Here is a 26,153-nt window from a genome sequence, read left to right as displayed (position 1 = left end):
AATCCGAAAGGAGAGAGCCGCTTGGCCCGACTTCAGCGCCGGTTCATTGCATCGCGCAGCGCCGCGCCGAACGCGCCATTGCCGCTGTCTTTTTCCGGCGCCTTGCCTTGGCCCTTGCCGGCGCCTTTGCCACGGGGGCCTTGCGGCCCGGGTTTGCCCCGATCCTGACCCTTATCCTGCCGCGCCGGACCTTTGCCCCGGGCAGGAGCGCCGCCCTCGGATTGCTTGCGCATCGACAGGCCGATCCGTTTACGCGGGATGTCGACCTCGGTCACGCGCACGCGCACCACATCGCCCGCTTTCACCACCTCATGCGGATCCTTCACGAAGCGATCCGCGAGCTGGCTGACATGCACCAGCCCGTCCTGATGCACGCCGATATCCACGAAGGCACCGAAGGCCGCGACGTTTGTCACGGTGCCCTCCAGGCTCATCCCCGGCTTGAGGTCCTTGATGTCCTCTACGCCGTCGGTGAATTGCGCCGTCTTGAACGTGGGACGCGGGTCGCGGCCGGGTTTTTCCAGCTCCGCGAAGATGTCGCGGATCGTGGGCAGGCCGAAATCGCCGGTCACGAATTGCTCCGCGCGCAGGTCTTTCAGCGCGGTCGGCTGGCCCATGATCTCGCGGATGTCGCGGCCGCAGCTTTGCACGATCTTGCGTGCGACCGCGTAGGCTTCGGGGTGGACCGAGGAGGCATCGAGCGGCTCTTCGCCGTCACGAATGCGCAGGAAGCCCGCGCATTGCTCGAAGGCCTTCGGGCCGAGCCCTGCCACCTCCATCAGCGCGCGGCGCGAGGGGAAGGCGCCATGCGCGTCGCGATGCGCGACGATAGCCTGCGCCAGCGCGGGCCCGAGCCCCGCCACCTGCGCCAGAAGCGGTGCGGAGGCCATGTTCAGATCGACGCCCACCGCGTTCACCGCGTCCTCGACGACCGCCTCCAGCGCCTGCGACAGGCGGCGCTGATCCACGTCGTGCTGGTACTGCCCGACGCCGATGCTCTGCGGTTCGATCTTCACCAGCTCCGCGAGCGGGTCCTGCAGGCGCCGCGCGATCGAGACCGCCCCGCGCAGGCTCACATCCAGATCGGGGAATTCGCGCGCGGCCAATTCCGAGGCCGAATAGACCGACGCGCCCGCCTCCGAGACGACCACTTTCGTCGGCGCGCGCACCCCCGGCGGCAGCAGCTTCAGCGTGTCGGCGACCATGCGTTCGGTCTCGCGGCTGGCGGTGCCGTTGCCGATGGCGATCAGCTCGACGCCGTGGCGTTTGACCATGTCGATGATCTTCGCCTCCGCCCCGCGCAGATCCATTTTCGGCTGGAACGGGTAGAGCGTCGCAGTCTCCAGAACTTTGCCGGTCGCGTCCACCACGGCGGCCTTCACCCCGGTGCGGATGCCCGGATCGAGGCCCAGTGTCGCGCGCGGACCGGCGGGCGCGGCCAGCAGCAGATCATGCAGGTTGCGCGCGAAGACCTTGATCGCTTCGTCATGGGCGCGCTGGCGCAGCTCGCCCAGAAGGTCGACATAGAGCGAGACCGAGAATTTCACCCGCCAGGCCCACCGCGCCACGTCGCGCAGCCACAGATCGCCGGGACGCCCGGCCTGCGTGTCGAGGGTCGCGGCGATCTTGCCGATCGCGCGGTCTTCACCGGTCTCGGGGTCGGGCGCGATCTCCATCGTCACGATCTCTTCCTTCGCCGCGCGCAGAATGGCGAGCGCCCGGTGGCCGGGAATGTCGGCCCATTTCTCGCGATGGTCGAAATAGTCCGAGAACTTCGCGCCCGCCTCTTCCTTGCCGGGCACGACACGCGCGGCGATGACGGCCTCGGCGCGCATGAAGTCGCGCAGGGTGCCAAGCAGTTCAGCGTTTTCCGACAGTTCCTCGGTCAGGATGTCGCGCGCACCGTTCAGGGCGTCCTTCCCCGTGGGCACGGCCTCGGTGACGTAACCCTCGGCCAGCGCCTCGGGCGTGGCGTTCCGGTCCTCCTGAATGGCGCGCAGGAGCGGCTCCAGCCCGTTCTCGCGCGCGATCATCGCCTTGGTGCGGCGCTTGGGCTTGAAGGGCAGGTAGATGTCTTCGAGCGTGGCCTTGCTTTCGGCCCGCGCGATCGAGCGCGCCAGATCGTCGGTCAGCTTGCCCTGCTCGCGGATCGAGTTGAGGATCGTCTCGCGCCGCGCCTCCATCTCGCGCAGATAGCCCAGCCGATCCGAGAGCTGTCGCAGCTGCGTGTCGTCGAGCCCGCCCGTGACCTCTTTGCGGTAGCGCGCCACGAACGGCACGGTCGCCCCGCCATCGAGAAGCCCGATCGCCGCGGTCACCTGTGCGGGCTTTGCTGCGATATCCGTGGCGATGGTCTGCGCGATGCGGGCTTGGACGGGGGCGGAATCGGTTTGGGCCAAGGCTGTCTCCTGATGCGGTCGGGTTGCCAGCAATAGCCGCCTGCTCGGGCGGGGAAAAGGGGCAAGGCTGCGGGGAGGGCGCTGCGCGCGACGACTCGCTCAAGCGGAGGGATCGCGGTGCGTGGGCGCGGTGCCATGCCGGGCTGAGCGCGCAATGCAGGTTGGACCCTCTCTGCGGGGCTGCTGAACCTTCGCGACACGCTCGGGCTGCATGCCAATAACATCAACGCCGATCTCTACGACGTCACGCCTTCGGATGCGCGCGCAGACGCTGGCGATCAACGCGGGCAAATACAGCTTCAGCCAGTCGAACCGGATCGACCTGAACGTGACGGAGGGTCTGGTGCTGAACCGTCGCCTCGGCGGGACCGGGATCAATGGCGGGCAGGGCTTCGGCTTCAATGTCGGCGTCGAGACCGATCTGCTGGGCTTCCCCTTCACCAGCGCGGGCGCTCGTCCCGGCGTCACCCGCCCGGGGATGATCATGCGCCTGCCGAGCACGCAGCCCGAGAAGGAAGATCCGCGCGTGACCTGGGTGGTTTCCTCTGCCGGGTGAGGCCCGCGCAGGGAGCCAATGACAAAAGGGGCCGCATTTGCGGCCCCTTTCGCGTCCCTCGGTTCGGTCTTGGTCGTCAGATCGCCGAGCTATGCCCGGCTTTCGACAGATCATAGGCATCGAAATGGCGTGCGATCATCCGGGTCAGGGGGCGGGCCTTGACCGGAATGCGCAGCCCCTCCGCACTCACCTGAACCATGTCGCCGAAATGCTCGGCGCAGGTGGCGAACAGCGCGGACAGTTCCTCCGGATCGGCGTCGTAATCGCGCACCAGCTCCGCCGCGCTCACTTCGAAATCGCACATCAACGCCTCGATCAGCCGCGCGCGCATCTTGTCATCCGCGGTGAAGCGGTGCCCGCGCGAGGTCGAGAACCGATCCGCCCGGATCGCGGCCGTATGGGCCGAGGTGGCGGGCGCGTTTTGCGCATAGCCCTGCGGGAAGCGCGAGATCGACGAAGCGCCGAGCCCGACCAGCGCTTCGGCCTGATCGTCGGTATAGCCCTGGAAATTGCGCCGCAGCTTGCCTGCCCTCTGGGCGATCGAGAGACCGTCGGTCGGCAGGGCGAAATGGTCGATGCCGATCTCGTCATAGCCGTCGGCCACGAACAACTCGCGCGCCACTTCGAACAGCTTCAGGCGTTCCTGCGGAGTGGGCAGGTGATCCGACGGGATCATGGTCTGGCGCCGCGCCATCCACGGCACATGCGCGTAGCCGTAAAGCGCGACCCGGTCGGGACCGAGAGACAGCAGCTTCTGCACCGAGTCCGCGATCTTCGTCGGCGTCTGGTGCGGCAACCCGTAGAGGATATCGGCGTTCAGGCTCGCGACATCGCGTTCGCGAATCATGTCGACGGCGGCCTTGGTGATCTCGTAGCTCTGATCGCGCCCGATAACGCCCTGAATCTGCGGGTCGAAATCCTGCACCCCGATCGAGGCGCGGTTCATCCCCGACTCGACCAGCGCATCAAGGCGGGCTGCGTCGATCTCATTCGGATCGATCTCGACCGAGAATTCCGCGCCCTCGCCCATCGGCACGGCATCGAAGACCGCGTCGGCGAGGCGACGCATCATGTCGGCGGGCATCAGCGTCGGCGTGCCGCCGCCCCAATGCAGCCGCGACAGCGTGACGCCGGGAGCCAAGCGTTCCTTGAAAAGACGCAGTTCGGCCAGCAGCGTCTCGGCATAGGCGCGCACCGGTTCTTCGCTTTGCGTGCCTTGCGTGCGGCAGGCGCAGAACCAGCACAACCGGCGGCAAAATGGCACGTGCATATAGAGCGAAATGGACGCGCCTTCGGGGATCGCTTCGATCCAATGAGCGAATTCCATCGGCCCGACATCGCCCGCGAAATGGGGGGCGGTGGGGTAGCTTGTGTAGCGGGGCACCCGTGCATCGAAGAGCCCGAGCCGGGTCAGTTGCGATTCCTGTTCCATAGGCGTATCTTTAGATGTAAGACGCGCAACAGAATTTGACCCAGATCAAGCAATATCCACATGGCACATGACGACGTTCAGCCGACTTCGCTCGCATGCGGAGACTGCCCGATCCAACATCGCGCGGTCTGCGCGCGCTGTGACGCAGACGAGCTCGCTCTGCTTGAGAAGATCAAATATTACCGAAGTTTCGAGGCGGGCCAGACGATTATCTGGGCCGGCGACCAGATGGATTTCGTGGCCTCGGTCGTCTCGGGCATCGCAACCCTGACGCAGACGCTCGAGGACGGGCGCACGCAGATGGTTGGCCTGTTGCTGCCCTCGGATTTCGTGGGCCGTCCCGGGCGCAACCGCGCCGCCTATAACGTGACCGCGACCACCGACATTCTGATGTGCTGCTTCCGCCGCAAGCCTTTCGAGGAGATGATGGAGCGCACGCCCCATATCGCGCAGCGCCTGTTGCAGATGACGCTCGACGAACTCGATGCGGCGCGCGAATGGATGCTGCTTCTGGGCCGCAAGACCGCGCGCGAGAAGATCGCCTCGCTGCTGTCGATCGTGGCGCGGCGCGATGCGTCGATCAACATGAGCCCCAGCGCCCGGCATATGGTGTTCGATCTGCCGCTGACGCGCGAGGCGATGGCCGACTATCTCGGGCTGACGCTCGAGACGGTGAGCCGCCAGATGTCCGCGCTGAAACGCGACGGGGTGATCGAGCTGCAGGGCAAGCGCCATGTCACCGTGCCGGATATGGACCGGCTGCTGCTGGAAGCGGGCGATGACAGCGACGGCGGTTTCCTCATCTAAACGTCCGTCCGATCAGGGGGACACGCACTGCCGATAGGTGAGGGGCTTCATCGAGTCCCGCGTGATATCCTGACGCGAGAGGTAGATGCCCGTGCTCGACAGGGTCAGCACGATCTCGCGCTGCCATTTTTCTCCTTCACCGGTAAAATTCCACCGCGCCCGCACCACGCGATCGGTCGCGCTGTCGGTCTCAGTGAGCGTGGCCTGCGACTCGTAGAATTGCAGGCTGTCCGGCTTCACCACCATCAGGCCCTTGGCGTCATCGCGAGAGCCGTCGCAATCGGCCTGCGTCAGCCCCCAGCGCCCGATCATTCCATCCGGCAGCGTCTTGGGTATCGCCCCGTCTTGTTTCGGCGCCATTTCCTGACAGGCGGCGAGCAGCGCGAGGCTGGCGAGAAGGGCGGGAAGGATGATGCGGCGGGTCATGGGGGGCTCCGGTCTTTCGTCAGCCAGCCAACCCGCCAGCGCGGCCGGAGTTCCGCGCGAAGCGGGATGTCGCGACAAGGTCGCGAATTCGTGCGGGTTTTGCCCCGGTTTCGGCACTGTCGCGCGGTAAACAAGGAAAGGCCCCAGCGAGGAAGGTCTTTATGCGTTTCCTGTTTGTCAGTGTCTTCCTCGTTGCCGCTCCAGGCCGGAGTGTGGCGCAGCCGTTGTCGCAGAGTATGGCGCAATGCTCGGGCCTGTTTCATGGCGTCGGCACGATGATCTCCGATCCCGTGCGGGCGGGAAAGCTCGACCGGGCGGGGATGATCTGGCGTGGTGCTGCGATCAAGCAGGCCGAGGCCGAAGGGCGTGCGGATGCCGCCAGCTGGGTCGCGGAGCACCAACGTGAAAGCTTTGACGACTGGCGTGGGCGCGGCAAGATGGCGGCCTTCTCGCAGGACTTCCGCGACTGGGCCAGCTATTGCCGGAAGCTGGGCAAGGCGAAGGGCATCGAAACCGACTTGCACCAATGAAAACGGCGCCCCGAGAGGCGCCGTCATTCGTTCTGAAAGGTGGCGCGCTCAGTGCGCCATGATCACCGGAACCTCGGCCATCTCGAGCATGTGGCGCGTCGCCCCGCCCAGGATCGCTTCGCGGAAGCGCGAATGGCCGTAAGCCCCCATCACCACCGCATCGGCTTCGCTGTCGCTGATATGGCGGTTGAGCACGTCCGACACGCGCGGCATGGTCTTGGCCAGCACCGACACTTCGGCATGGACGCCGTGACGCGCGAGCATCTGGCTGAGTTGGCCACCGGGGTCGGAGCGCTCGGGCCCATGCGCGGGCGGGTCGATCACGGTGATATCGACCAGATCGGCCGATTTGAGGACGGGAAGGGCGGCGCGTACGGCGCGCATCGCCTCATGCGATTGATTCCACGCGATAACGACGCGCTTGGCTGGCATGTCGCCATTATACCCGTCGGGCACGATCGCGACTGGAACCTGGCCCTCGAAGAGCGCGGCTTCGACCGCAGCTTCGATCTCCGGCCCGCGGCCCTCGCCATAGGGGCGGCCCATCACGACCAGATCGGCGAAGCGGGCGCGCTGGCCGACAACGGTCGGCATCGCGCCGATTTGCGAGACGACCGCATCGACGCCCCAGCGGATGTCTTCGGAGTCGAGCCGCGCGCGCACCGCGGTTTCGGCATTGCGCGCATCGTCTTGTGCGCGATCCATCGTTTCCTGCTGCACGAAAGCGGTCGCACCCGCGTAGTAATATCCGGTCTGCGTGCGATCCACACCGAGGCAGAGCACGTCGAGATGGGCGTCGCGCCGCCGGGCGACGGCCACGGCGGTGTCGATTTGTGTCGCGGCCGCCTTGGGATCCGTGACGATCGTGAGAAGTGTCTTGTAAGCCATGGGTCCTGTCCTTGCGCCAAAAGCGAATAAGCATGTGAGACCAGAGACTAACCCGAAGAGATCGGCCGCACTTTGACGCGGATCAAGGGACGTGTTCGTCATATCACATAACTGCGACCGAATGGCGCACTGTGATCGCGAGCATTTGATGCAGATCAAGGCATCGTGCATACCCTCGGATCACAAGGACTCCAGTCAAGCCCAGGAGGATTCTCGGTTTACGAGGGTGCCGCAGGGGCAGACCAGACGAAGGGACGCACAAAATGTGGGATTATATCAAGCTGATCGCGCTTGGCCTTGTGGCGGTTCTGGCCGCCATTGCGGCCGGCTACGCGCGCGATCTTGCCTATCAGGTGAATGCCGTCGAGGTCATGCTGGCCGCGGCCATCGCATTCATCTGGGTGCTTCGCACCATGGGGAGCCGCCAGCCGGTGGCTCAGAACGAGTATTTCGACGGCGTGGTTCGCGCCGGGGTGATCGCGACGACCTTCTGGGGTGTCGTGGGCTTCCTGGTCGCCGTCATTATCGCCTTCCAGCTGGCCTATCCGGCGCTCAACTTCGAATGGGCTCAGGGCTATCTGAACTTCGGCAAACTGCGCCCGCTGCATACGTCGGCGGTGATTTTCGCTTTCGGTGGCAACGCGCTGATCGCATCGTCGTTCTACGTGGTGCAGCGCACCTCGGCAGCGCGGCTTTTCGGTGGCAACAGCCTCGGCTGGTTCGTGTTCTGGGGCTATAACCTGTTCATCGTGCTCGCCGCGACCGGCTACATCCTCGGCGCAACGCAGTCGAAGGAATATGCCGAGCCGGAATGGTATGTCGACATCTGGCTGACGATCGTCTGGGTCGCTTATCTGCTTGCCTTCCTCGGCACGATCTTCAAGCGCAAGGAACCCCATATCTACGTCGCCAACTGGTTCTACCTGTCCTTCATCGTGACTATCGCGATGCTGCATATCGTGAACAACCTGTCGATCCCGGTCTCGTTCTTCGGTTCGAAGTCGGTTCAGGTCTTCTCGGGCGTGCAGGACGCGATGACGCAGTGGTGGTACGGCCACAACGCGGTGGGCTTCTTCCTGACCGCAGGCTTCCTGGGTATGATGTATTACTTCGTGCCGAAGCAGGCTGAACGTCCGGTCTACTCCTACAAGCTGTCGATCGTGCACTTCTGGGCGCTGATCTTCCTGTACATCTGGGCCGGTCCGCACCACCTGCACTACACGGCGCTCCCCGACTGGGCCTCGACGCTGGGTATGACCTTCTCGGTGATCCTGTGGATGCCCTCCTGGGGTGGCATGATCAACGGTCTGATGACGCTCTCGGGCGCATGGGACAAGCTGCGCACCGATCCGATCATCCGCATGATGGTGGTGTCGGTCGGCTTCTACGGCATGTCGACCTTCGAAGGCCCGATGATGTCGATCAAGGCGGTGAACTCGCTGTCGCACTACACCGACTGGACGATCGGTCACGTGCACTCGGGTGCGCTCGGCTGGAACGGCATGATCACCTTCGGCATGCTCTACTTCCTCGTGCCGCGTCTGTGGGCGCGTGAAGGGCTCTACTCGCTGAAACTGGTCAGCTGGCACTTCTGGCTCTCCACCATCGGGATCGTGCTCTACGCCGCTTCGATGTGGGTCGCCGGGATCATGCAGGGCCTGATGTGGCGCGAAGTGGACAGCCAGGGCTTCCTCGTGAACGCCTTCGCCGACACCGTGGCCGCTATGCATCCGATGTTCGTGGTCCGTGGTCTGGGCGGTGTGCTCTACCTCACGGGGGGCATCATCATGGCCTACAATCTGTGGATGACCGTCGCTCGTCAGCCGCGCGTGGAATCGCGTTCGGTTGCCGCCGTGCCGGCTGAATAAGGAGAGGAACAGATGGGACTTCTCGACAAGCACAGTGTTCTTGAAAAGAACGCCACGCTCCTGCTGATCTTCGCCTTCCTGGTCGTCACGATCGGCGGCATCGTGGAGATCGCACCGCTCTTCTACCTCGAAAACACCATCGAGGACGTCGAAGGCGTGCGGCCCTACACGCCGCTGGAGCTCACCGGGCGCGATATCTACATCCGCGAGGGCTGCTATGTCTGCCACTCGCAGATGATCCGCCCGATGCGCGACGAAGTGGAGCGTTACGGCCATTACTCGCTGGCAGCGGAGTCGCAATACGACCACCCGTTCCAGTGGGGCTCGAAGCGGACGGGGCCTGACCTCGCTCGCGTCGGCGGCCGCTACTCGGACGCCTGGCATGTGGATCACCTGACCAATCCGCAGTCGGTCGTGCCGGAATCGGTGATGCCGAAATACGGCTTCCTGCTCAATCGCATGGTCGATCCCGCGCATATCGACGAGCGGCTCTCGACCGATGCGATGGTGGGCGTGCCCTATACCTCGGACATGATCGAGAACGCTAAGGCGGACTTTGCGGCTCAGGCCGATCCGAACAGCGACTATGACGGGCTGATGGAGCGTTATCCCAACGCGACGAACGTCCGTAACTTCGACGGTCGCCCGGGCATTTCCGAGATGGACGCACTCGTCGCCTATCTGCAGGTGCTCGGCACCATGGTCGATTTCTCGACCTTCGAACCCGTGGCCAGCCGGTAAGGGGAGCTGATCAATGGACTATCACATCTTCAGGGAATTCGCGGACAGCTGGTTTCTGATCTTCATGTTCGTCTTCTTCCTGGCCGTCGTGGCCTGGGTCTTCCGGCCCGGTTCGCGCAAGACCTACGAAGATACGTCCGAGATCCCGTTCCGGCACGAAGACAAACCCGCCAATGCCTCGGAGGCCGGCGAAAGCCGGTCCTCCAAGGACTGACGGCGCCACGTTGTAAGGAGGCGTGGAGAACATGAGCAAGAGACCAAGCAAGCACAAGCACGAGGTCGAGACCACGGGTCACCAGTGGGACGGCATCGAGGAATACAACAATCCGCTGCCCAAATGGTGGCTGTGGACCTTCTATGCCTGCGTCATCTGGGGGATCGGTTACTCGATCGCGATGCCGGCATGGCCGATCTTCAAGTCCGGCGCGACGCCGGGGATCATGCACTCGTCGACCCGCGCGAATGTGCAGGCCGATATCGACAAGTTCGCCGCGGCGAACAAGCCGATCCAGGAGAAGCTCGTCTCGGTCGATCTCGACCAGATTTCGAGCGATCCCGAGTTGAACAACTACACCCAGAACGCCGGTGCGGCCGTGTTCCGGACCTGGTGCGCGCAGTGCCACGGTGCGGGTGCGGGCGGCAACTCGAACCTGGGCTATCCGAACCTTCTCGACAGCGCATGGCTGTGGGGCGGCACGATGGAGGACATCCATTTCACCGTCACGCACGGCATCCGCAACGAGACGGACCCGGATGGCGAGGCGCGTTACTCGGAAATGCCCGCGTTCGGGCGTGACGAGCTCCTCGAGCCCGCGCAGATCGACCAAGTCGTGCAATATGTCCGCAAGATTTCGGGCCAGGAGCATGACGAGGCAATGGCCACCGAAGGCGAGACCGTCTTCGTGGACAACTGCACGGCCTGTCACGGTGAAGAAGGTAAGGGCGACCCGATGATGGGCGCGCCGAACCTCACCGATGCCGTCTGGCTCTATGGCGGGGACGTCGACACGCTGACCTACACGGTCACCAATGCCCGTTACGGCGTGATGCCGAACTGGAACGAGCGTCTGTCGGAAGCGGATATCCGCGCCGTGGCTGCCTACGTTCACAGCCTGGGCGGCGGCCAGTAACGGTCGAAAATAAGAGAGATCCCGCGGGGCTTTGGTCTGGCGGGTCGCACCGGCACCCCGTCCTGTTCGCGCGTTTCCTGGGGGTGCCGGTGCCCAATTTCAGAGGGCCCCCGTCGCGGGGCCCTCTCGTTTGTCGAGGGTTACCTAACACCTATCTTGGGGTCATCTTTGGGCAAAACAAGCTCCGCGCTGGTCTTTGCACGCCGATGTGAACGCCGATGAGTGCGGGCCGCCGGCAGGCCGGAGCGCTGATCGAGGCCCGTGGCGATGGTGAAGCTCTGCGCCCAGATCCCGATCATTTCCACATCTCCCGAAACCGTTGGCGCAGCGAGGGGCGCGGTCCGCGACGGCGTTGGCGCGAGTCAATCGGGTCCGTCAGGTGCGGCCAGTTGCTTTGCGGTGGGTAGAGGTCCATGCGGGCGAGCAGCATCAGCGTGTCGGGTGTAACTCTATCTTTCATGTCTGATCTCCTGAAGGCGGGTCAACTCTGGTCAGGATGCGTTATTTGCGCAAAGATGCGACTCAGGAAACTTTCTACTATGTAAGGTGAAATTACGGATATGGACTGGCGGACCCTTCCCTCCCTGACTGCGCTGCGGGCCTTTTCGGCGTTTGCCGACTCCGGTTCGGTGGCTCAGGCGGGGCGTGCGCTCAACGTGTCGCATGCGGCCGTCAGTCAGCAATTGCGGGGGCTTGAAGAGCGGCTCGGTGTGACGCTTGTCGACCGGTCGGGGCCGCGGCCTGCGCTGACGCCCGACGGTCGCCGTCTTGCGCAGGCGCTCCGGGAGGGGTTCGGCACGATTGCCGAAGCGGTCGCTTCGCTGAGCGGCACCGCCGACTCCCGCCCGCTGCAAATCTCCACCACGCCAAGCTTCGCCTCGGCCTGGCTGTTGCCCCGGCTGCCGGATTTCCGCGAAGCCCATCCCGAGATCGGTCTGACCATCGACCCTACGGCGGCCGTCTCCACGCTTGCGCCGGGCGGGGTCGAGATGGCGCTGCGCTACGGATCGGGGGACTGGCCCGGCCTTGAGTCGCGGCTTCTGGTGCGCTCGCCCATCGTCGTGGTCGCGGCGCCTGCGCTCGTGGGGGAGGGACGGTATGACTGTCCGGCGGATTTGCGCGGCCTGCCGTGGCTGCAAGAGCTCTGCACTTCCGAGTCGACCGACTGGTTCGGGCGCCATGGCGTCACGCAGGATCAGGCCAAAAGCCTGACCGTGATGCCGGGGAACCTTTTGCTCGAAGCGGCGCGCGGCGGGCAGGGGGTGGCGGTGACCGCTTTGGCATGGGTCGCAGGCGATATTGCGGCCGGACGGTTGCGGCTTCTGTTTGAAGACAGCGAGGAAAAAGGCTATTACACGGTTACGCGACCGGGCGTGAGGCGACCGGCGCTACGCCAGTTCATGTCTTGGCTCTTCAAGCAAGCGGCGCATGCCGGTGACCAGTAAAAATATCAACCAGTGAAGATTTCCTGTATGGCAGACCTGTCTTTTTGACGCAGGTCAAAGCCTTCACGACTGTGTCATACCAGAAGAGCCTGTGACGCAGAGAAATATATGAACGGAGAGAGTCGTGAGCTCCACCGAACCAGTCGATCCCCCGCCGCTTTACGCCGCCCGCGAGCCGATCTTTCCGCGCCGCGTGCACGGCCAGTTCCGCAACCTGAAATGGGTGCTCATGGCGGTGATGCTTGGCATCTATTACATCACGCCGTGGATTCGCTGGGATCGTGGCCCGGAACTGCCCGATCAGGCGGTGCTTCTGGACCTCGCGAACCGCCGGTTCTTCTTCTTCATGATCGAAATCTGGCCGCATGAATTCTACTTCGTCGCGGGCCTTCTGATCATGGCGGGCCTTGGCCTGTTCCTGTTTACCTCGGCGCTGGGGCGGGTCTGGTGCGGCTATGCCTGCCCGCAGACCGTCTGGACCGACCTGTTCATCCTTGTCGAGCGTTGGGTCGAGGGCGACCGCAACGCGCGTATCCGCCTGCTGCGTCAGAAATGGAACGCCGAGAAATTCCGCAAGCGCATCACGAAATGGGTGCTCTGGCTGCTGATCGGCGTCGCCACCGGCGGGGCCTGGGTGTTCTACTTCACCGATGCGCCGACGCTGCTGACCGATCTGTTCCACGGCACCGCCTCGCCGATCGCCTATACGACGATCGCGGTGGCGACGCTCACGACCTTCGCCTTCGGCGGCTTCGCCCGCGAACAGATCTGCATCTACGCCTGCCCGTGGCCGCGCATTCAGGCGGCGATGATGGACGAAGACACGATCACCATCGCCTATCGCGAATGGCGGGGCGAGCCGCGCGGCAAGCTCAAGAAGGGCCAGCACGATCCGACGCAGGGCGACTGCATCGACTGCATGGCTTGCTTCAACGTCTGCCCGATGGGCATCGATATCCGCGACGGCCAGCAGCTAGAATGCATCACCTGCGGCCTGTGCATCGACGCCTGCAACGAGATGATGGACAAGATCGGCAAGCCGCGCGGCCTCATCGGCTACATGGCGCTGAAGGACGAGGCGAACGAGCGCTCGGGCAATCCGGTCATCAATGTCTGGAAGCACATCATGCGCCCGCGCACGATCCTCTACTTCTCGATGTGGTCGCTGATCGGCATCGGTCTGGTGGTCGCGCTCTTCATGCGCTCGCCCATCGACTTCAACGTGACCCCGAACCGCGATCCGCTCTTCGTGGTGGAGCCCTCGGGCGCGATCCGCAACATCTACACGCTGCGGCTGCGCAACAAGGCCGGCGAGGCGACCGAGTTCAAGGTCTCCGTCAAAGCCCCCGATCCGGCCGAGCAGAGCACGCTGAGCGTGTTGCTCGAAGGTCAGGACGGAAACACCGTGACGGTGCCCGCAGATGAAACCATGACCCAAAGGGTCTATATTGTCGCCGAACCCGGTTCGTCCATCGCCACCAGCGAGCGTACCGAGCTGACGATGTGGATCGAGGACATGACCAATACTGACCGCGTGTCGGAGACGACCGTATTCAACGGAAGGGTACAATGACCGAGATGGCGAAACCGCTGACCGGAAGAAAAGTGCTGATGATCGCGGTGGGTGCCTTCGGGGTGATCATCGCGGTCAACCTCGTCATGGCGTGGCAGGCCGTCAGCACCTTCCCCGGCCTCGAGGTCGACAATTCCTATGTCGCCTCGCAGACCTTCAACGAAGAGAAACTGGCGCAGGATGCGCTTGGCTGGACCGTGTCGCCGGAGTATTCCGACGGCAAGCTGAGCTTCGTGATCCGCGACGAGGACGGGCTGCCCGCGAGGGTGGCCGAGTTCAAGGCGCTCGTCGGGCGCACCACCCATGTCCGCGATGACATGACGCCCGATTTCGACTATGTCGGCGGCATCTTCACCACGAAGCTCGATCTTGCGCCGGGCGTCTGGCTGGTGCATCTCGACGCGAAAGCCGCAGACGGCACGGAGTTCCGCCAGCGGATTGACCTGTTCGTGAAAGGCTGAGCCGATGTCGGTGTCGCCCGCTTCTCCATCGCATAGCGAACCGTTCGAGGACGAGCATGTCTCCGCCTCGGCCTGTCCCGCCTGCATCGCGGCCCCTTCGGCCGAGCAGATGGCGAAATCCGGTGACATCAAGGGCGCGCGGATCATGCTGTCGCTGCCCACGGCGCATTGTGCGGTCTGCATTACCGATGTCGAACGCGAGCTGATGAAGCAGCCGGGCGTGAAATCCGCCCGGGTGAACCTGACGCTGAAGCGCGCCTCGGTCGATGCGGCGGGCGATGTCGAGCCGGCGGGGCTGATCGCGGCGCTCGACAAGATTGGCTATGAGGCGCACGAGCTCGATCCCGGCATGCTGTCCGCGACCGAGGCGGACAAGCGCGGACGTGATCTGCTGATGCGCATGGGCGTCGCGGGCTTCGCGATGATGAACATCATGATGCTCTCGATCGCGGTCTGGTCGGGGGCGCAGGACTCGACGCGCGACCTCTTCCACTGGATTTCGGCGGCGATCGCGCTGCCCACCACGATCTTCGCGGGCCAGCCTTTCTTCGCCAATGCCTGGGCGAGCTTGCGCGGCGGGCGTCTCGGGATGGATGTGCCGATCTCGCTCGCGATCCTGCTCGCGCTCGGGATTTCGCTGTTCGAGACGATGCATTCCGGTGCGCATGCCTATTTCGAGGCGGCGACGATGCTCACCTTCTTCCTTCTGGTGGGCCGCTATCTCGACTATCGCACCCGTGCCGTGGCGCGCTCGGCGGCCGAGGAACTGGCCGCGCTGGAAGTGCCCCGCGCGACCGTGTTGCGCGACGGCGAAGAGGTCACCGTGCCCGTGGGCGAACTGGTGCCCGGCGATCTGATCCGGGTGCGCCCGGGGGGGCGTATCCCCGCCGATGGCGAAGTGACCGAGGGCCAATCCGAGAGTGACCGCTCTCTGCTGACCGGCGAAAGCCTGCCCGTGCAGGTGCTGCCCGGCATGGCGCTCTCCGCCGGTGAGGTGAACCTGACCGGGCCGCTGACACTGCGCGTGACGGCGGCCGGGCGCGACAGCTCGCTGCATCGGATGGCCGATCTCGTCGCGATGGCCGAGAGCGCGAAGACCAAATACACCTCGCTTGCCGAACGGGCGGCGCGGGCCTATGCGCCGATCGTGCATATCCTGTCCTTCAGTGCGTTCTGCGCCTGGGCTTGGATCACGGGCGGCGATTTCCGTCTGGCGGTGAATATCGCGGCGGCGGTGCTGATCATCACCTGCCCCTGTGCGCTGGGGCTTGCGGTGCCTGCCGTGGTGACCGCCGCATCGGGCAAGCTGTTCCGCAAGGGGCTGTTGATCAAGGACGGCACCGCGCTGGAACGTATGGCCGAGATCGACACGGTCGTCTTCGACAAGACCGGTACGCTGACGATGGGCGCGCCGCGCCCGCAGAACCTCTCCGACCTCTCGCCCGAGGCGCTGTCCGTCGCGATGGCGCTGGCCGAAGGTTCGAGCCACCCGCTCGCGCGCGCCCTGCACGAGGCGGCGGCAGGGCAGGGGGTCGCGCCCGCGACGCTGAGCGATCTGCGCGAAGTTCCGGGCTATGGCGTCGAAGGCGTCTGGCAGGGCCAGCGCGTGCGGCTCGGTCGTGCGAACTGGATCGGCGCTGCCGAGGGTGCGACCACCGCGACCCATCTCGCGATCGGCGAGGCGGCCCCGATCTCGATCCGGTTCGCCGACACGCTGCGCACCGGGGCCGAAGAGGCCGTGGCCGGTCTGAAGGCGCAGGGTAAGCAGGTCTGGCTCGTTTCGGGCGACGTCGAAGGCGCGGTGAGCGATCTCGCCACGCGCCTCGGGATCGACACCTACCGCGCCGGTGCCTTGCCCGCGGAGAAAGCGCAGCTCGTGAGCGATCTCACGCAAAAGGGCCACCGCGTGCTGATGGTCGGCGACGGTCTCAACGACACCGCCGCGCTGGCTGCCGCCCATGTCTCGGTCTCGCCCGCCTCCGCACTGGATGCGGCGCGCACGGCGTCGGATATCGTGCTTCTGGGCAAGGATCTCGCGCCGGTTTCCGATGCCGCCTCGATCTCTGTGCGCGCGCGCCGCCGGATCAAGCAGAACTTCGGCATCTCCATCGTCTACAATATCATCGCCGTACCGCTCGCGCTGACCGGCCTTGCGACGCCGCTGATGGCGGCGCTCGCGATGTCGGCAAGCTCGATCACGGTCTCGCTCAACTCGCTGCGCCTGCGCTGAAAGGAGCCCCTCATGGAGGTTCTTCTCTATTCGATTCCTATCTCCCTGCTGCTCGGCGGGATTGGCCTCGGGGCGTTTTTCTGGTCACTGAAGAACAATCAGTATGACGACCCGAAAGGCGATGCCGAGCGCATCCTGTCCGACGAGTTCGACGACCACCCGAAGCAGGACTGAGCGCGCGACGGTAAGGGCAGGGCCGGGTGGCCCGACCCCCTCAGAACCGCCCTCTCTTCGCCTTGGCACAAATATCCCCGCCGGAGGCTCCTGTCGGTGCGATCCGCGCGGCGGGTGCCATAAGGTCGGGAAAAAGGAAAAGCCGCGCTGACCAAGCGCGGCTTTTCATATTTTGCCCCTAAGGGAAGACTCTCAGGGGCCGACCACTTTGCAGTCCATAGCGCGAGACTCGAGCCTTGCACAGGCCAGTTGTGCCATGTCTTGGGTCATTCCTACGAAATTCGCCTCATAACCGGTCTTTCGGGTGGCCACTTTGCGCAAAGCTTCGCCCAAAGTGTCGCTTTCCATCAATGCCGTGGTCAGCATGTGGCGCTCTGCAGCGAATCGCGAACCGAACAGCCCGAGGCTGACACCCCAGTTGCGCCCACCCGAGCTGGAGACGCGGGCGACCACGCGCGGCTTCTGCGCGGGGGTCGGCGCAGGGGGGGTGAGAGCGGCGAGGATGATCTCGCTTTTGCGCTTCTCGGGGGCTGCGGCCATCTGCGTGGTCTCGGGCTGCGGGTCCGTCGACTGCACGAAGCTGGACGGGGCCTTGGCGCCATCGGCCTTGCCGTTTTGATCCAGATCGAGCGTATGGGCCTCGGCCAGCTCCATCGTCTCGGGCTGCGGTTTGGTGGACTGGACGAATTTCGGGCCGTCCGATGCGCCGGGCTCGTAGGAGGCAAGCTGCACGTCGCTCGGCTCTTCGCTGCCATCCGCGCTGGCCTTGCCGGCGGCGACGGCGGCGTCATGCGCCTGTGCCTGAGCCAGCGGGGTGGCCTTGGTCACCTCGGCCGGCAGCGCCTTCGTCGCGTCCGCGACCTGAATTTCGCGCGGGTTGCGCTGCGGGCGGGGGCTTGCGGTGATTTCCGCGCCGATCCCGAGCGTGCCGGCATCGGCCACGACGACATCTTGCGTGTCCTCCGTGTTGTCCTGCGCGCCTTCGGCCACGTCTTCGGGGATGTCGGTGCTCTCATCCACCTGATCAGCCTGCACCGCGGCGGCGAGCGCCATCGAGATTGCATCGCTATCCGCGGTCGGCGCGGAGGGGCGGATTTCGGGACGCGGGCTCTTCTTGGGTGCGAGGTTCGCCATCAGCATCGGCGATTGCGCGGGGGCGATATATTGCGGGATCCGGGGGCGGTTCGTCGGCGCGCGGTTCGGCGCGCGCTTGAAGCCCAGATCCAGCAGATCGGCCATTTTCGCGTTGCGCTGCGCGGTCGAAGTGCCGCCGAAGACGGTCGCGATGATGCGCTTGTTGCCGCGCTGTGCGGAGGCGGTCAGGTTGAAGCCCGAGGCCGAGGTGTAGCCGGTCTTGATGCCGTCCGCGCCCTTGTAGGCTGCGAGGAATTTGCGGTTCGTCGAATAGACGGTGCGCACTTTCGCATCCGCCGAGCGGCGCGAGAAGATGTTGTAATATTGCGGATAATCGAAGAACAGGTGACGGCCCATGATCGTCATGTCATGCGCCGAGGACAGGTGGCCCTTGCGGGTCAGGCCGTTGGCGTTGACGAAATGGGTGTTCTTCATGCCCAGCTGCCGGGCGGTGCGGTTCATCCGCGCGGCGAAGCCTTCTTCCGAACCGCCGATGTAATCGCCAAGCGCCGCTGCGGCGTCATTGGCGGATTTGATCGCTGCGGCGCGGATCAGATAGCGCACGGCGATCTTCTGCCCGGGGCGCAGACCGAGCCGCGAGGGCGGCTGGCTTGCGGCGTGCTTCGTCACGGTGACGATGGAATCGAGGCTGAACTCACCATGCTCGATCGCCTGGAAGGTGATGTAGAGCGTCATCATCTTCGTCAGCGAGGCCGGATGCAGCGGCGTGTCCGCGTTCTTGGAGTAGAGAACTTCGCCCGATCGCATGTCCATGACCATCGCCGCGTAGGGGGCGGCCTGCGCAGCGATCGGCGCAATGAGTGTCAGAAGGATTACGAATAGCCCATCACGGACCCAGCGCATCAGCGTGGTCACGGCTTCACCTATTTCACTGCCTCAATTTGACCCCTTTGCGGTACCGATCTTGAGCCGGTTTCCGGGGTTTATATTAGCAAGAAGCGTAGCACGGGTCTCTCAGGCTGAAAACTCCCTATTTTCAAGAGCTTTCACTGCGGCATTCATGCAATACCGCAAGATATGGTGGGGTGATCGCGCGAATCCATCTACAGGTGGTGGTAGAAGTGCACGCGCCCGTGAGATTGGCGGAGCATGACGCCACGCAATGCAGGGCTCAATCGGTGATTTTTGCGATCAGATCGGGTAATGCGCCGAGGTCGGGCAATTCGGCGAAGCGCGGATGCTCCATCGGTGGCTCGGCATGCTCGAAAGCCCATGTCAATTCATGGGGCACATGCACGCCCCAGCCGCCCGCCTCGATCATCGGGATCACGTCGGATTTCAGCGAATTGCCCGCCATCAGACCATGCTCCGCCCCTTCGGCATGGCGCGCGAAAATCTCGGTGTAGACCGGGGCCTTCTTGTCCGAGACGATCTCGACCGCGTCGAACAACTCGCCCAAGCCCGACTGCGCCAGCTTTCGCTCCTGATCGATCAGGTCGCCCTTCGTCACCAGAAGGATGCGGTAGTCGTCCGACAGCGCCTCGATCGTCTCGCGCGCATGGGGCAGCAGCTCGATCGGGTGGGAGTGCATCTCCCGCCCTGCCGCGAGAATCTCCGACAGGATCGTTGCGGGCACGCGGCCTTCGCTCACTTCGATCGCGGTTTCGATCATCGACAGGGTGAAGCCTTTGATGCCAAAGCCGTAATGCGCGATGTTGCGACGTTCCGCCGCGATCAGCCGCTCTGCCAGATGATCGGGCTCCGCGTGCTCGCGCAGCAAGTCGGTGAAGCGGTCATGCGTGAGTTGAAAGAAACGCTCGTTATGCCAGAGCGTATCATCCGCATCGAAGCCAATCGCCGTGAGCCGCATCGTCCCGCCTTTCTCGCCGGAGGTGTTGAAAGACTTTTCATATGTCACGAAGACCCTATATTCCGCCAGAGCCCCTCAACGATTCCTGATGCCGGAGCGCCCTTGACCGAGCCTCTTTACATGATGTCCGACGACGACCAGGACGACAGCGATAACGATGCGTCCCTCGCGACCAAGACGCGGCCGAAGACGCAGCGTCCGCCGATGTACAAGGTGATGTTGTTGAACGACGATTACACGCCGATGGAATTCGTCGTCCATATCCTCGAGCGGTTCTTCGGCCTCAATCACGCGCAGGCGTTCGAGATCATGCTGACCGTGCACAAGAAGGGTCTTGCGGTGGTCGGTGTCTTCTCTTTCGAAGTGGCCGAGACGAAGGTGGCGCAGGTGATGGATTTCGCGCGCCGCCACCAGCACCCGCTGCAATGCACGATGGAGAAGGAATAAAGGCCGCCCAAGCGGTTCCTTGCAAATTCAGCCGCGCCCGCCTATCTGGCGGGCTCGTTTCTTTCAGAGGGTTCCCTGCATGAGCCATCCGCGACTTTCGCTCGCTCTCGAGATGCCCGAGGCGCTTCCGCCCGAGGGAGACATCGCGCTGTTCGCGCCCGTGGGCACGCTGGACCTCGGCGGTCTGCCGGTCGATCGCCTCGTGGCGATCCAGCCCGAGAAGCCCGATCATGACGTGCTCGCGCAGCGCGGCGTTCGCGTTTCGCCGAGTGTCGAGGGCAGCTATGCCGCCGCGATCATCTTCGCGCCCCGCGCCAAGGCCGAAGCCCGCGCGCTGATCGCCGAAGCCTGCCAGCGCGTGGCGCCGGGCGGGCCGATCTATGTCGACGGGGTGAAGACCGAAGGGATCGACTCGCTGCTCAAGGAGTTGCGGGGGCGGGTGGAGCTGTCCGCTCCGATCGCGAAGGCCCATGGCAAGATCGCATGGTTCGCCGCAGCCCCCGATCTGCTGAGCGACTGGGCGGCTCAGGACATTCACCCGGTCGAAGGTTTCGTGACCCGTCCGGGCGTGTTCTCCGCGGATGCGGTGGATGAGGGCTCGGCGCTTCTGGCGGAATGCCTGTCCGATAGCCTGCCGTCGAAAGTCGCCGATCTCGGCGCGGGCTGGGGTTGGCTCTCAGCGCAGATCCTTGCACGCAAGGGCGTCGAACGGCTCGATCTGGTGGAATCGGATGCGGTCGCGCTGGATTGCGCGAAACGCAACATCACCGATCCCCGCGCGCAGTTCATTTGGGCCGATGCCACGCGGCATGCGCCCGAAGAGCGCTACACCGCCGTCGTGATGAACCCGCCTTTCCACGGGGCCGCACGCGGGGCCGATCCGGCGCTGGGGCTGGCCTTCATTCAGGCCGCACGCGGGATGCTGTCGCTCTCGGGCACGCTTTGGATGGTGGCGAACCGCCATCTGCCCTATGCCGACGCGCTCGCCGCGGCGTTCCACGAGATCGAAGAGATCACGCCGCCCAGCGGCCCCTCGACCCGTTTCCGCATCATTCGCGCAGCCAAGCCGATCCCGGCCGGGAAGACCCCGGGGAAATCGGCGGGCATGCGCGCCACAGCCGAGCCGAAACGCCGCCTTGCCCCTCGCAAGCGGCGCTAAGCTCGCCTAACCTGCCTCCATATCCACAGGGAGACACCCAATGTCCCTTTCTGTTTCCGGCAAGACCGTCATCGTCACGGGCGCAGCCCACGGCATCGGTCAGGCCATCGCGCGCCATTTCGTCGATCGCGGCGCGCAGGTGATGTTTGCCGATATCGATGAAGACAAGCTCGCCGCCGAACTGGGCGACACGGCCAAGACCGAAGGGCCGGTGCGCTATTTCTCGGGCGATCTGTGCGAGAAGCTGGCGGTGAAAAACCTGCTCTCGGCCACGGTGGACGCGTTCGACCGAATCGACATTCTGGTGAATTGCGCGCGCACCTTCGCGCCCTGCGACCCGCTCGAGCCGTCGGTGGACGTGCTCGATTCGATGCTGTCGCAGAACATGAAATCGGCGCTGCGGGTCAGTCAGATGACCGCCAAGCGGATGATCAAGCAGGCCGAGGACGAAGGGCGCACCGAAGGCGAGATCGGCTCGATCATCAACGTCTCGACGCTGGCCTCGAACCGCACCCAGCCCGAGCTGATGGCCTATTCGATCGCCTGCGCCGCGCAGGATCAGGCGATCCGTTCGCTCGCTGTGGCGCTCGCGCCGAAGCGGATCCGGGTGAACGGCGTCAGCTTCGCCTCGGTGATGAGCCGCTCGCTGCAGGATGCGCTGAAAGAGAATGACGACTGGCGCGAGGCGATCTGCGAAGGCACGCCGCTGGGCCGGATCGCGCCGCCGTCGGAGCTGGCCGAGACGGTGCAGTATCTGGCGTCCTCGGGGGCGAGCTTCGTCACCGGGCAGATCATCAATGTCGATGGCGGGCGCAGCCTTCTCGACCGCGTGCAGGTCCCGGCCTTTTAAGGTTCAGGACCGCGCCGCGCGCCGGTCCATCGCCCAGAGCGCGCCCGCGCCGGCCACGCCCAGAAGGGCGCCTGCGGCTGCGGCCAGCTCATAGCCCGCAAGCGCTGTGCCAATGGCGAAGATGGCCGCGGAGAACCCGTCGCCTGCCAGCTTTTGCAGCGCCATCAGGGACGCCCCCGCGCCGGGCCGGTTCGACAGCAGGTCCTGCAGATAGGCCATCGGCTGGGTCAGCACGACCGCGCCGCCGATCGCGCCGGGCAGGGCGAGAAACCAGACGTAAGGCGTGGGCGCCAGCAGCGGCAGCAGCCCCAGATGGGTCGCGTAAAGCGCAGCCCCGATCCAGATCATCGTCGTGCGCTCGACCCGACCCAGCACCAGCGGCAGCGCCAGCATGAAGGGCACTTCCAGCCCCGCCATGAGGCCCGCGTATAGCGCGGTATCGGCCGCGCCGCGCCCTGGCGTCGCCTCGAACACCAGCCCCATCACGACGAGATAGAGCATGATCGACCCGTTGATCGTCCCAAGAGCCACGACGCGGGCGAGGATCGGCAGGTTCGCCATCTCGTGCAGGGATTGTCGGAAGGTCAGCCCCGATTTCGGGTCGGGCCAACGCGTCGCTCCGTCGCGTGGCCAGAACAGGAAGGTCAGCGCGAGGATCGTGGCCCCGAGCGTCAGCGTCACCGGGTAGATCGAGGTCATCGCCGCGCCTCGGTCGAAGACCACCGACCAGATCGGCAGCACCACCACCCAGGGCAGCGCGAAGAGCGCGCGCAGCGTCGAGAGGATCGCGGGCCGGTCCTCTACGGGATGGGTCGAGGCCGCCAGCCGCGAGAGCGCGAAAAGCTGGCCGAAGATCGATGCCGAGAGCGGCAGGATCAGCGCGTTGGCGATCACGAAGACCACCCAGTTGTCGCCCGCCAGCACCAGCCCCGAGCCCACGATCAGCATCGCCGAGGTACCAAGCGCGATGGCCCGGCGGTTCGCGCGCTGATCGGCGAGGATGCCAAGCCCCACCGAGGCCGAGACCGACAGCACCGAGGCAACCATCAGCACGCCCGAATAGGCGCGGTCCGACAGGCCGAACACCTTGATCGCCAGCGCCGAGACATAGGGCCCCATCGTCGCCGCATGGGCGCCGAACAGCACCAGCAATACGGCGGCGAGGCGCAGGGCAGGATCGGACAGGACGAGACGGATCGGACGCAGCATGTCGCCGCTTTGCGCTTTCGGGCCGCCAAGTGCAAGAGGCAGCCACCAAGCCATACGCGTGGACCTACAAAGGCTTAGCGAAATGCTCGGCGAAAAACCGCCAAGGGCAGGGAACGGCTGCGCTGGAACACTACTTCAAAAGGCAGGGCGGGAGAGGTTGTACATGTAAAAGGAAGCATCATGCTCTCGCGTCATATCGCCCTGAAGTTCGACAATGTGATCCGTAATATCTTCGTTCGCGCCGAGGCGCCGCCGTCGCAGGTGGCGACACCGCGGCTGGGCCGTCTGGAAGATGCCGAAACCGCCTTGGAACAAGAGTGCGCCCGCGTGGTGCTGGCGATGCCGCAAGAGGAGCGCGGGGTCCTGAGCCTCACCTACGGCCTGGGCGGTCACGCCCCGATCCCGCCGCACCGTGCCGCCGATGTGCTCGGTTGGACTTTGATCCAGACGATGACGATCGGAGAGGGCGCGATCCTGCGGTTGCGCAATGCCCAATCCGCGCGTGCCGCATTCGAGCCGCTTCTGCAGGCCCTGCATCCGCGCCTGCTCGCGGCGGCGGACGAGATCTACGAGATGCGTCTGGCCGATGTGCCGCGCAAGCGCCGCAACAAGGTGCTCAAGACCCTCTGGTGCGAAATCAGCCCGCTGGAACGGCTTGCGCTTCGCGGCTTCGGCGACGGCGAAATCCCCGAGATGGAGCGGGCGCTGGAGCGCCGCGCCGCCGGTCAGCTTCTGTGTTAACTCAGCGCCAGTCGAAGAACCCTTCGCCCGCCTGAGACAGCAGATCGCGCGCGAGGTGCTCGCCCATCGCAGCGCCCTCGTCGATATTGCCCCACCGCTCGCCCGCGAGCGCCTCGGACCCGTCGGGGCGCAGGATCTGTCCGCGCAGCCAGAGCCGGTCGCCCTCGATCAGCGCAAGCCCCGCAATCGGCGTTTCGCAAGAGCCATCGAGCGTCGCGAGGAAGGCGCGTTCGGCCAGCAGGCGCTGCTCGGTCACCAGATCATGGATCGGCGCGAGAAGCGCCTCGGCGCGGGCATCGGCCATCCGGCGCTCGATCCCGATTGCGCCCTGTGCGACAGCCGGCAGCATCTCCTCGGGGGCGATGGGCCCGCGTGCCGAGTCCTCCATCCCCAGACGCCGCAGCCCCGCATAGGCGAGGAAGCTTGCCGCCGCGACACCGTCCGCCAGCTTCTTGAGCCGGGTCTGCACATTGCCGCGGAACTCGACCAGTTTCAGATCGGGGCGGACATGGGCAAGCTGCGCCCGGCGGCGCAGGCTGGACGTTCCGACCGTCGCGCCTTCGGGCAGGGCCATGATCGAGTCGTATTCGAGACTGACGAAGGCATCGCGCACGTCTTCGCGCGGCAGGTAGCAATCGAGCACCAGCCCCTCGGGCTGTTCGGTCGGCATGTCCTTCATCGAATGGACGGCGATATCGATGCGGCCATCGACCATGGCCTCTTCGATTTCCTTCGTAAACAGGCCCTTGTTGCCGATCTCCTTGAGCGGCTTGTCCGCCGCGATCATCGCCCGGTCGTCGCCCGTGGTCTTGATCACCACGACTTCGAAAGCGTCATCGGGCAGACCATGCGCGGCCATCAGCCGGTCTCGGGTCTCATAGGCCTGCGCCAGCGCCAGCGGCGAGCCGCGGGTGCCGATCTTGAGCGGGGATTTCGCATCGGGCATCTGTGTCATGGCTCCGGAATATCCGCGACAGATGGACCTTGCAAGAAGCCCTGCGCTTGACATGACGCCACAGGTCGCGTCGAAGGGGTGCAAAGAGGAGGCGCGAGAATGACCGACAAGACGATCCTGCGAGCTTTGAAAGGCGAAGTGCTGCCGACCCCTCCGGTCTGGATGATGCGACAGGCGGGGCGCTACCTGCCGGAATATCGCGCGACGCGGGCGAAGGCGGGCGACTTCCTGTCGCTGTGCTACAATCCCGAACTGGCCGCCGAGGTGACGCTGCAGCCGATCCGCCGCTACGGGTTCGACGCGGCGATCCTGTTCGCCGATATTCTGCTGCTGCCGCAGGCTCTGGGCGCCGATCTGTGGTTCGTCACCGGCGAGGGTCCGCGCCTCTCGACCATCACCGGGGCGGAGGGTTTCGCCAAGCTCAAGACCAAGGACGATATCCACGAGACGCTCAACCCGGTCTATGAGACCGTCTCGATCCTCTCGGAAGAGCTGCCGAAAGAGACCACGCTGATCGGGTTCGCCGGCGCGCCCTGGACCGTCGCGACCTATATGATCGCGGGTCGTGGCACGAAGGATCAGGGCCCGGCCCATGCGCTGAAGGCCGAAGACCGCGAAACCTTCGTGAAGATCATCGACCTGCTGACCGTCTCGACCATCGAATACCTGTCGAAACAGGTCGAGGCCGGGGCCGAGGTCGTGAAGATCTTCGACAGCTGGGCGGGCTCGCTCAAGGGGCAGGATTTCGAGGATTTCGCCGTCGAGCCGGCGCGCAAGATCATCGCCGAGATGAAAGCGCGCTTCCCGGGCCTGCCGGTCATCGCCTTCCCGCGGGAAGCGGGCGAGGGCTATATCGGCTTCCACCAGAAGACCGGCGCGGATTGCGTCGCGCTCGACAATTCCATCACGCCGGAATGGGGCGCCGAGCATGTGCAGGTGTCTGGCTGCGTGCAGGGCAACCTCGCATCCTCGCATATGGTCACCGGCGGTCAGGCGCTGATCGACGAGACGCGCCATGTCGTCAAAGCGTTCAGCAAGGGCCCGCATATCTTCAACCTCGGCCACGGGATCACCCCCGATGCCGATCCGGAGAATGTGGCTCTGATGGTCGAGACGATCCGCAACGGCTGACGCGCGGTTTCGACCGAGAGCGCGCGCGTCCGAGCC

General features: G+C 64.9%; 26 protein-coding genes. 17 read left to right on the top strand and 9 right to left on the bottom strand.

Annotated elements, in window-relative coordinates; all coding sequences use genetic code 11:
- Positions 1-32: 32 nt before the first annotated feature.
- Positions 33-2,399, bottom strand: a complete 2,367-nt coding sequence (locus AC2TZ7_RS17975; RefSeq protein WP_489865242.1) for a Tex family protein — start codon at positions 2,397-2,399, stop codon at positions 33-35.
- A 256-nt stretch (positions 2,400-2,655) separates the two neighbouring features.
- On the opposite strand from AC2TZ7_RS17975, the gene AC2TZ7_RS17970 reads away from it, so the two are divergent.
- Positions 2,656-2,955 carry a hypothetical protein gene (locus tag AC2TZ7_RS17970; protein WP_489865241.1) on the top strand — a complete coding sequence of 100 codons (300 nt, stop codon included), beginning with the start codon at positions 2,656-2,658 and terminating at the stop codon, positions 2,953-2,955.
- 76 nt (positions 2,956-3,031) lie between these two features.
- Here AC2TZ7_RS17970 and hemN read toward each other — a convergent pair whose 3' ends face one another.
- Positions 3,032-4,387, bottom strand: coding sequence for an oxygen-independent coproporphyrinogen III oxidase (gene hemN / locus AC2TZ7_RS17965; protein ID WP_489865240.1), 1,356 nt, complete (start codon positions 4,385-4,387; stop codon positions 3,032-3,034).
- Positions 4,388-4,447: 60 nt separating this feature from the next.
- Here hemN and fnrL point away from each other — a divergent pair, with 60 nt between their 5' ends.
- Complete coding sequence (gene fnrL, locus AC2TZ7_RS17960; protein ID WP_098411803.1) at positions 4,448-5,194, top strand: transcriptional regulator FnrL; 747 nt, start codon at positions 4,448-4,450, stop codon at positions 5,192-5,194.
- A gap of 12 nt (positions 5,195-5,206) precedes the next feature.
- Here fnrL and AC2TZ7_RS17955 read toward each other — a convergent pair whose 3' ends face one another.
- Entirely contained in the window at positions 5,207-5,620 is a 414-nt protein-coding gene (locus AC2TZ7_RS17955; protein WP_489865239.1) for a hypothetical protein, read from the bottom strand.
- A 224-nt stretch (positions 5,621-5,844) separates the two neighbouring features.
- On the opposite strand from AC2TZ7_RS17955, the gene AC2TZ7_RS17950 reads away from it, so the two are divergent.
- Positions 5,845-6,150, top strand: a complete 306-nt coding sequence (locus AC2TZ7_RS17950; RefSeq protein WP_489865238.1) for a hypothetical protein — start codon at positions 5,845-5,847, stop codon at positions 6,148-6,150.
- 48 nt (positions 6,151-6,198) lie between these two features.
- On the opposite strand, the gene AC2TZ7_RS17945 is transcribed toward AC2TZ7_RS17950, so the two are convergent.
- The gene (locus AC2TZ7_RS17945) at positions 6,199-7,038 is read right to left on the bottom strand and encodes a universal stress protein (RefSeq protein ID WP_489865237.1); all 840 of its coding nucleotides are present in this window, start codon (positions 7,036-7,038) and stop codon (positions 6,199-6,201) included.
- Positions 7,039-7,301: 263 nt separating this feature from the next.
- Here AC2TZ7_RS17945 and ccoN point away from each other — a divergent pair, with 263 nt between their 5' ends.
- Genes ccoN through ccoP form a run of 4 tightly spaced genes read left to right on the top strand, consistent with a single transcriptional unit; the run spans position 7,302 to position 10,777 of the window.
- Positions 7,302-8,906, top strand: coding sequence for a cytochrome-c oxidase, cbb3-type subunit I (gene ccoN / locus AC2TZ7_RS17940; RefSeq protein WP_078604652.1), 1,605 nt, complete (start codon positions 7,302-7,304; stop codon positions 8,904-8,906).
- 12 nt (positions 8,907-8,918) lie between these two features.
- Positions 8,919-9,647 (top strand): cytochrome-c oxidase, cbb3-type subunit II, encoded by a 729-nt coding sequence (ccoO, locus tag AC2TZ7_RS17935; RefSeq protein ID WP_078548271.1) that lies wholly within the window; start codon positions 8,919-8,921, stop codon positions 9,645-9,647.
- Positions 9,648-9,660: 13 nt separating this feature from the next.
- A complete protein-coding gene (locus tag AC2TZ7_RS17930; protein ID WP_078520404.1) occupies positions 9,661-9,861 on the top strand; it encodes a cbb3-type cytochrome oxidase subunit 3 in 201 nt (66 codons plus the stop codon).
- A gap of 31 nt (positions 9,862-9,892) precedes the next feature.
- Positions 9,893-10,777 carry a cytochrome-c oxidase, cbb3-type subunit III gene (gene ccoP, locus AC2TZ7_RS17925; protein WP_489865236.1) on the top strand — a complete coding sequence of 295 codons (885 nt, stop codon included), beginning with the start codon at positions 9,893-9,895 and terminating at the stop codon, positions 10,775-10,777.
- A gap of 295 nt (positions 10,778-11,072) precedes the next feature.
- On the opposite strand, the gene AC2TZ7_RS17920 is transcribed toward ccoP, so the two are convergent.
- The gene (locus tag AC2TZ7_RS17920) at positions 11,073-11,237 is read right to left on the bottom strand and encodes a hypothetical protein (protein WP_176536051.1); all 165 of its coding nucleotides are present in this window, start codon (positions 11,235-11,237) and stop codon (positions 11,073-11,075) included.
- Between the two features lie 100 nt (positions 11,238-11,337).
- On the opposite strand from AC2TZ7_RS17920, the gene AC2TZ7_RS17915 reads away from it, so the two are divergent.
- The 5 genes from AC2TZ7_RS17915 (at position 11,338) to ccoS (ending at position 16,660) form a co-directional block, all read left to right on the top strand.
- On the top strand, positions 11,338-12,222 hold the full coding sequence (locus AC2TZ7_RS17915; RefSeq protein WP_489865235.1) for a LysR family transcriptional regulator: 885 nt from the start codon (positions 11,338-11,340) through the stop codon (positions 12,220-12,222).
- Positions 12,223-12,346: 124 nt separating this feature from the next.
- Positions 12,347-13,795 (top strand): cytochrome c oxidase accessory protein CcoG, encoded by a 1,449-nt coding sequence (gene ccoG, locus AC2TZ7_RS17910; protein WP_078548267.1) that lies wholly within the window; start codon positions 12,347-12,349, stop codon positions 13,793-13,795.
- Positions 13,792-14,256, top strand: coding sequence for a FixH family protein (locus tag AC2TZ7_RS17905; RefSeq protein WP_348638848.1), 465 nt, complete (start codon positions 13,792-13,794; stop codon positions 14,254-14,256). Before ccoG ends, AC2TZ7_RS17905 begins: the two co-directional genes overlap by 4 nt.
- Positions 14,257-14,260: 4 nt before the next feature.
- Complete coding sequence (locus AC2TZ7_RS17900) at positions 14,261-16,486, top strand: cation-translocating P-type ATPase (protein ID WP_489865234.1); 2,226 nt, start codon at positions 14,261-14,263, stop codon at positions 16,484-16,486.
- 12 nt (positions 16,487-16,498) lie between these two features.
- Complete coding sequence (gene ccoS / locus AC2TZ7_RS17895) at positions 16,499-16,660, top strand: cbb3-type cytochrome oxidase assembly protein CcoS (protein WP_078520399.1); 162 nt, start codon at positions 16,499-16,501, stop codon at positions 16,658-16,660.
- A 192-nt stretch (positions 16,661-16,852) separates the two neighbouring features.
- On the opposite strand, the gene AC2TZ7_RS17890 is transcribed toward ccoS, so the two are convergent.
- Both AC2TZ7_RS17890 and AC2TZ7_RS17885 read right to left on the bottom strand, forming a co-directional pair.
- Positions 16,853-18,670, bottom strand: coding sequence for a D-alanyl-D-alanine carboxypeptidase family protein (locus AC2TZ7_RS17890; protein ID WP_489865233.1), 1,818 nt, complete (start codon positions 18,668-18,670; stop codon positions 16,853-16,855).
- Between the two features lie 256 nt (positions 18,671-18,926).
- The gene (locus AC2TZ7_RS17885; RefSeq protein WP_098412574.1) at positions 18,927-19,625 is read right to left on the bottom strand and encodes an HAD family hydrolase; all 699 of its coding nucleotides are present in this window, start codon (positions 19,623-19,625) and stop codon (positions 18,927-18,929) included.
- Positions 19,626-19,745: 120 nt separating this feature from the next.
- On the opposite strand from AC2TZ7_RS17885, the gene clpS reads away from it, so the two are divergent.
- From clpS to AC2TZ7_RS17870, 3 genes are all read left to right on the top strand, one after another.
- The gene (clpS, locus tag AC2TZ7_RS17880) at positions 19,746-20,072 is read left to right on the top strand and encodes an ATP-dependent Clp protease adapter ClpS (RefSeq protein WP_088722630.1); all 327 of its coding nucleotides are present in this window, start codon (positions 19,746-19,748) and stop codon (positions 20,070-20,072) included.
- 79 nt (positions 20,073-20,151) lie between these two features.
- On the top strand, positions 20,152-21,231 hold the full coding sequence (locus tag AC2TZ7_RS17875; protein ID WP_489865232.1) for a class I SAM-dependent methyltransferase: 1,080 nt from the start codon (positions 20,152-20,154) through the stop codon (positions 21,229-21,231).
- Between the two features lie 40 nt (positions 21,232-21,271).
- A complete protein-coding gene (locus AC2TZ7_RS17870; protein WP_098411794.1) occupies positions 21,272-22,081 on the top strand; it encodes an SDR family NAD(P)-dependent oxidoreductase in 810 nt (269 codons plus the stop codon).
- A 3-nt stretch (positions 22,082-22,084) separates the two neighbouring features.
- Here the strand turns inward: AC2TZ7_RS17870 and AC2TZ7_RS17865 are convergent, their stop codons facing one another.
- Entirely contained in the window at positions 22,085-23,344 is a 1,260-nt protein-coding gene (locus AC2TZ7_RS17865; protein WP_489865231.1) for an MFS transporter, read from the bottom strand.
- A gap of 126 nt (positions 23,345-23,470) precedes the next feature.
- Between AC2TZ7_RS17865 and AC2TZ7_RS17860 the strand changes: the two genes are divergently transcribed.
- Complete coding sequence (locus AC2TZ7_RS17860) at positions 23,471-24,031, top strand: hypothetical protein (protein WP_489865230.1); 561 nt, start codon at positions 23,471-23,473, stop codon at positions 24,029-24,031.
- Position 24,032: 1 nt separating this feature from the next.
- Here the strand turns inward: AC2TZ7_RS17860 and hemC are convergent, their stop codons facing one another.
- Positions 24,033-24,986 carry a hydroxymethylbilane synthase gene (gene hemC / locus AC2TZ7_RS17855; protein WP_489865229.1) on the bottom strand — a complete coding sequence of 318 codons (954 nt, stop codon included), beginning with the start codon at positions 24,984-24,986 and terminating at the stop codon, positions 24,033-24,035.
- A 99-nt stretch (positions 24,987-25,085) separates the two neighbouring features.
- Here hemC and hemE point away from each other — a divergent pair, with 99 nt between their 5' ends.
- On the top strand, positions 25,086-26,117 hold the full coding sequence (gene hemE / locus AC2TZ7_RS17850; RefSeq protein ID WP_083076026.1) for a uroporphyrinogen decarboxylase: 1,032 nt from the start codon (positions 25,086-25,088) through the stop codon (positions 26,115-26,117).
- Positions 26,118-26,153 lie beyond the last annotated feature (36 nt).

The sequence above is a fragment of the Thioclava sp. ISO4 genome, assembly GCF_058105145.1.
Note: the sequence above shows the minus strand (reverse complement) of the source record. Positions and strands in the feature narration are given on the sequence as shown.

Bases quoted from the DNA above. Each gene is read 5' to 3' on its own strand.
- AC2TZ7_RS17970 (WP_489865241.1), top strand. From the start codon at position 2,656: ATGCGCGCGCAGACGCTGGCGATCAACGCGGGCAAATACAGCTTCAGC.
- hemN (WP_489865240.1), bottom strand. From the start codon at position 4,387: ATGGAACAGGAATCGCAACTGACCCGGCTCGGGCTCTTCGATGCACGG.
- fnrL (WP_098411803.1), top strand. From the start codon at position 4,448: ATGGCACATGACGACGTTCAGCCGACTTCGCTCGCATGCGGAGACTGC.
- AC2TZ7_RS17955 (WP_489865239.1), bottom strand. From the start codon at position 5,620: ATGACCCGCCGCATCATCCTTCCCGCCCTTCTCGCCAGCCTCGCGCTG.
- AC2TZ7_RS17945 (WP_489865237.1), bottom strand. From the start codon at position 7,038: ATGGCTTACAAGACACTTCTCACGATCGTCACGGATCCCAAGGCGGCC.
- ccoN (WP_078604652.1), top strand. From the start codon at position 7,302: ATGTGGGATTATATCAAGCTGATCGCGCTTGGCCTTGTGGCGGTTCTG.
- ccoO (WP_078548271.1), top strand. From the start codon at position 8,919: ATGGGACTTCTCGACAAGCACAGTGTTCTTGAAAAGAACGCCACGCTC.
- AC2TZ7_RS17930 (WP_078520404.1), top strand. From the start codon at position 9,661: ATGGACTATCACATCTTCAGGGAATTCGCGGACAGCTGGTTTCTGATC.
- ccoP (WP_489865236.1), top strand. From the start codon at position 9,893: ATGAGCAAGAGACCAAGCAAGCACAAGCACGAGGTCGAGACCACGGGT.
- AC2TZ7_RS17920 (WP_176536051.1), bottom strand. From the start codon at position 11,237: ATGAAAGATAGAGTTACACCCGACACGCTGATGCTGCTCGCCCGCATG.
- AC2TZ7_RS17915 (WP_489865235.1), top strand. From the start codon at position 11,338: ATGGACTGGCGGACCCTTCCCTCCCTGACTGCGCTGCGGGCCTTTTCG.
- AC2TZ7_RS17905 (WP_348638848.1), top strand. From the start codon at position 13,792: ATGACCGAGATGGCGAAACCGCTGACCGGAAGAAAAGTGCTGATGATC.
- AC2TZ7_RS17900 (WP_489865234.1), top strand. From the start codon at position 14,261: ATGTCGGTGTCGCCCGCTTCTCCATCGCATAGCGAACCGTTCGAGGAC.
- ccoS (WP_078520399.1), top strand. From the start codon at position 16,499: ATGGAGGTTCTTCTCTATTCGATTCCTATCTCCCTGCTGCTCGGCGGG.
- AC2TZ7_RS17885 (WP_098412574.1), bottom strand. From the start codon at position 19,625: ATGCGGCTCACGGCGATTGGCTTCGATGCGGATGATACGCTCTGGCAT.
- clpS (WP_088722630.1), top strand. From the start codon at position 19,746: ATGATGTCCGACGACGACCAGGACGACAGCGATAACGATGCGTCCCTC.
- AC2TZ7_RS17875 (WP_489865232.1), top strand. From the start codon at position 20,152: ATGAGCCATCCGCGACTTTCGCTCGCTCTCGAGATGCCCGAGGCGCTT.
- AC2TZ7_RS17870 (WP_098411794.1), top strand. From the start codon at position 21,272: ATGTCCCTTTCTGTTTCCGGCAAGACCGTCATCGTCACGGGCGCAGCC.
- AC2TZ7_RS17865 (WP_489865231.1), bottom strand. From the start codon at position 23,344: ATGGCTTGGTGGCTGCCTCTTGCACTTGGCGGCCCGAAAGCGCAAAGC.
- AC2TZ7_RS17860 (WP_489865230.1), top strand. From the start codon at position 23,471: ATGCTCTCGCGTCATATCGCCCTGAAGTTCGACAATGTGATCCGTAAT.
- hemC (WP_489865229.1), bottom strand. From the start codon at position 24,986: ATGACACAGATGCCCGATGCGAAATCCCCGCTCAAGATCGGCACCCGC.
- hemE (WP_083076026.1), top strand. From the start codon at position 25,086: ATGACCGACAAGACGATCCTGCGAGCTTTGAAAGGCGAAGTGCTGCCG.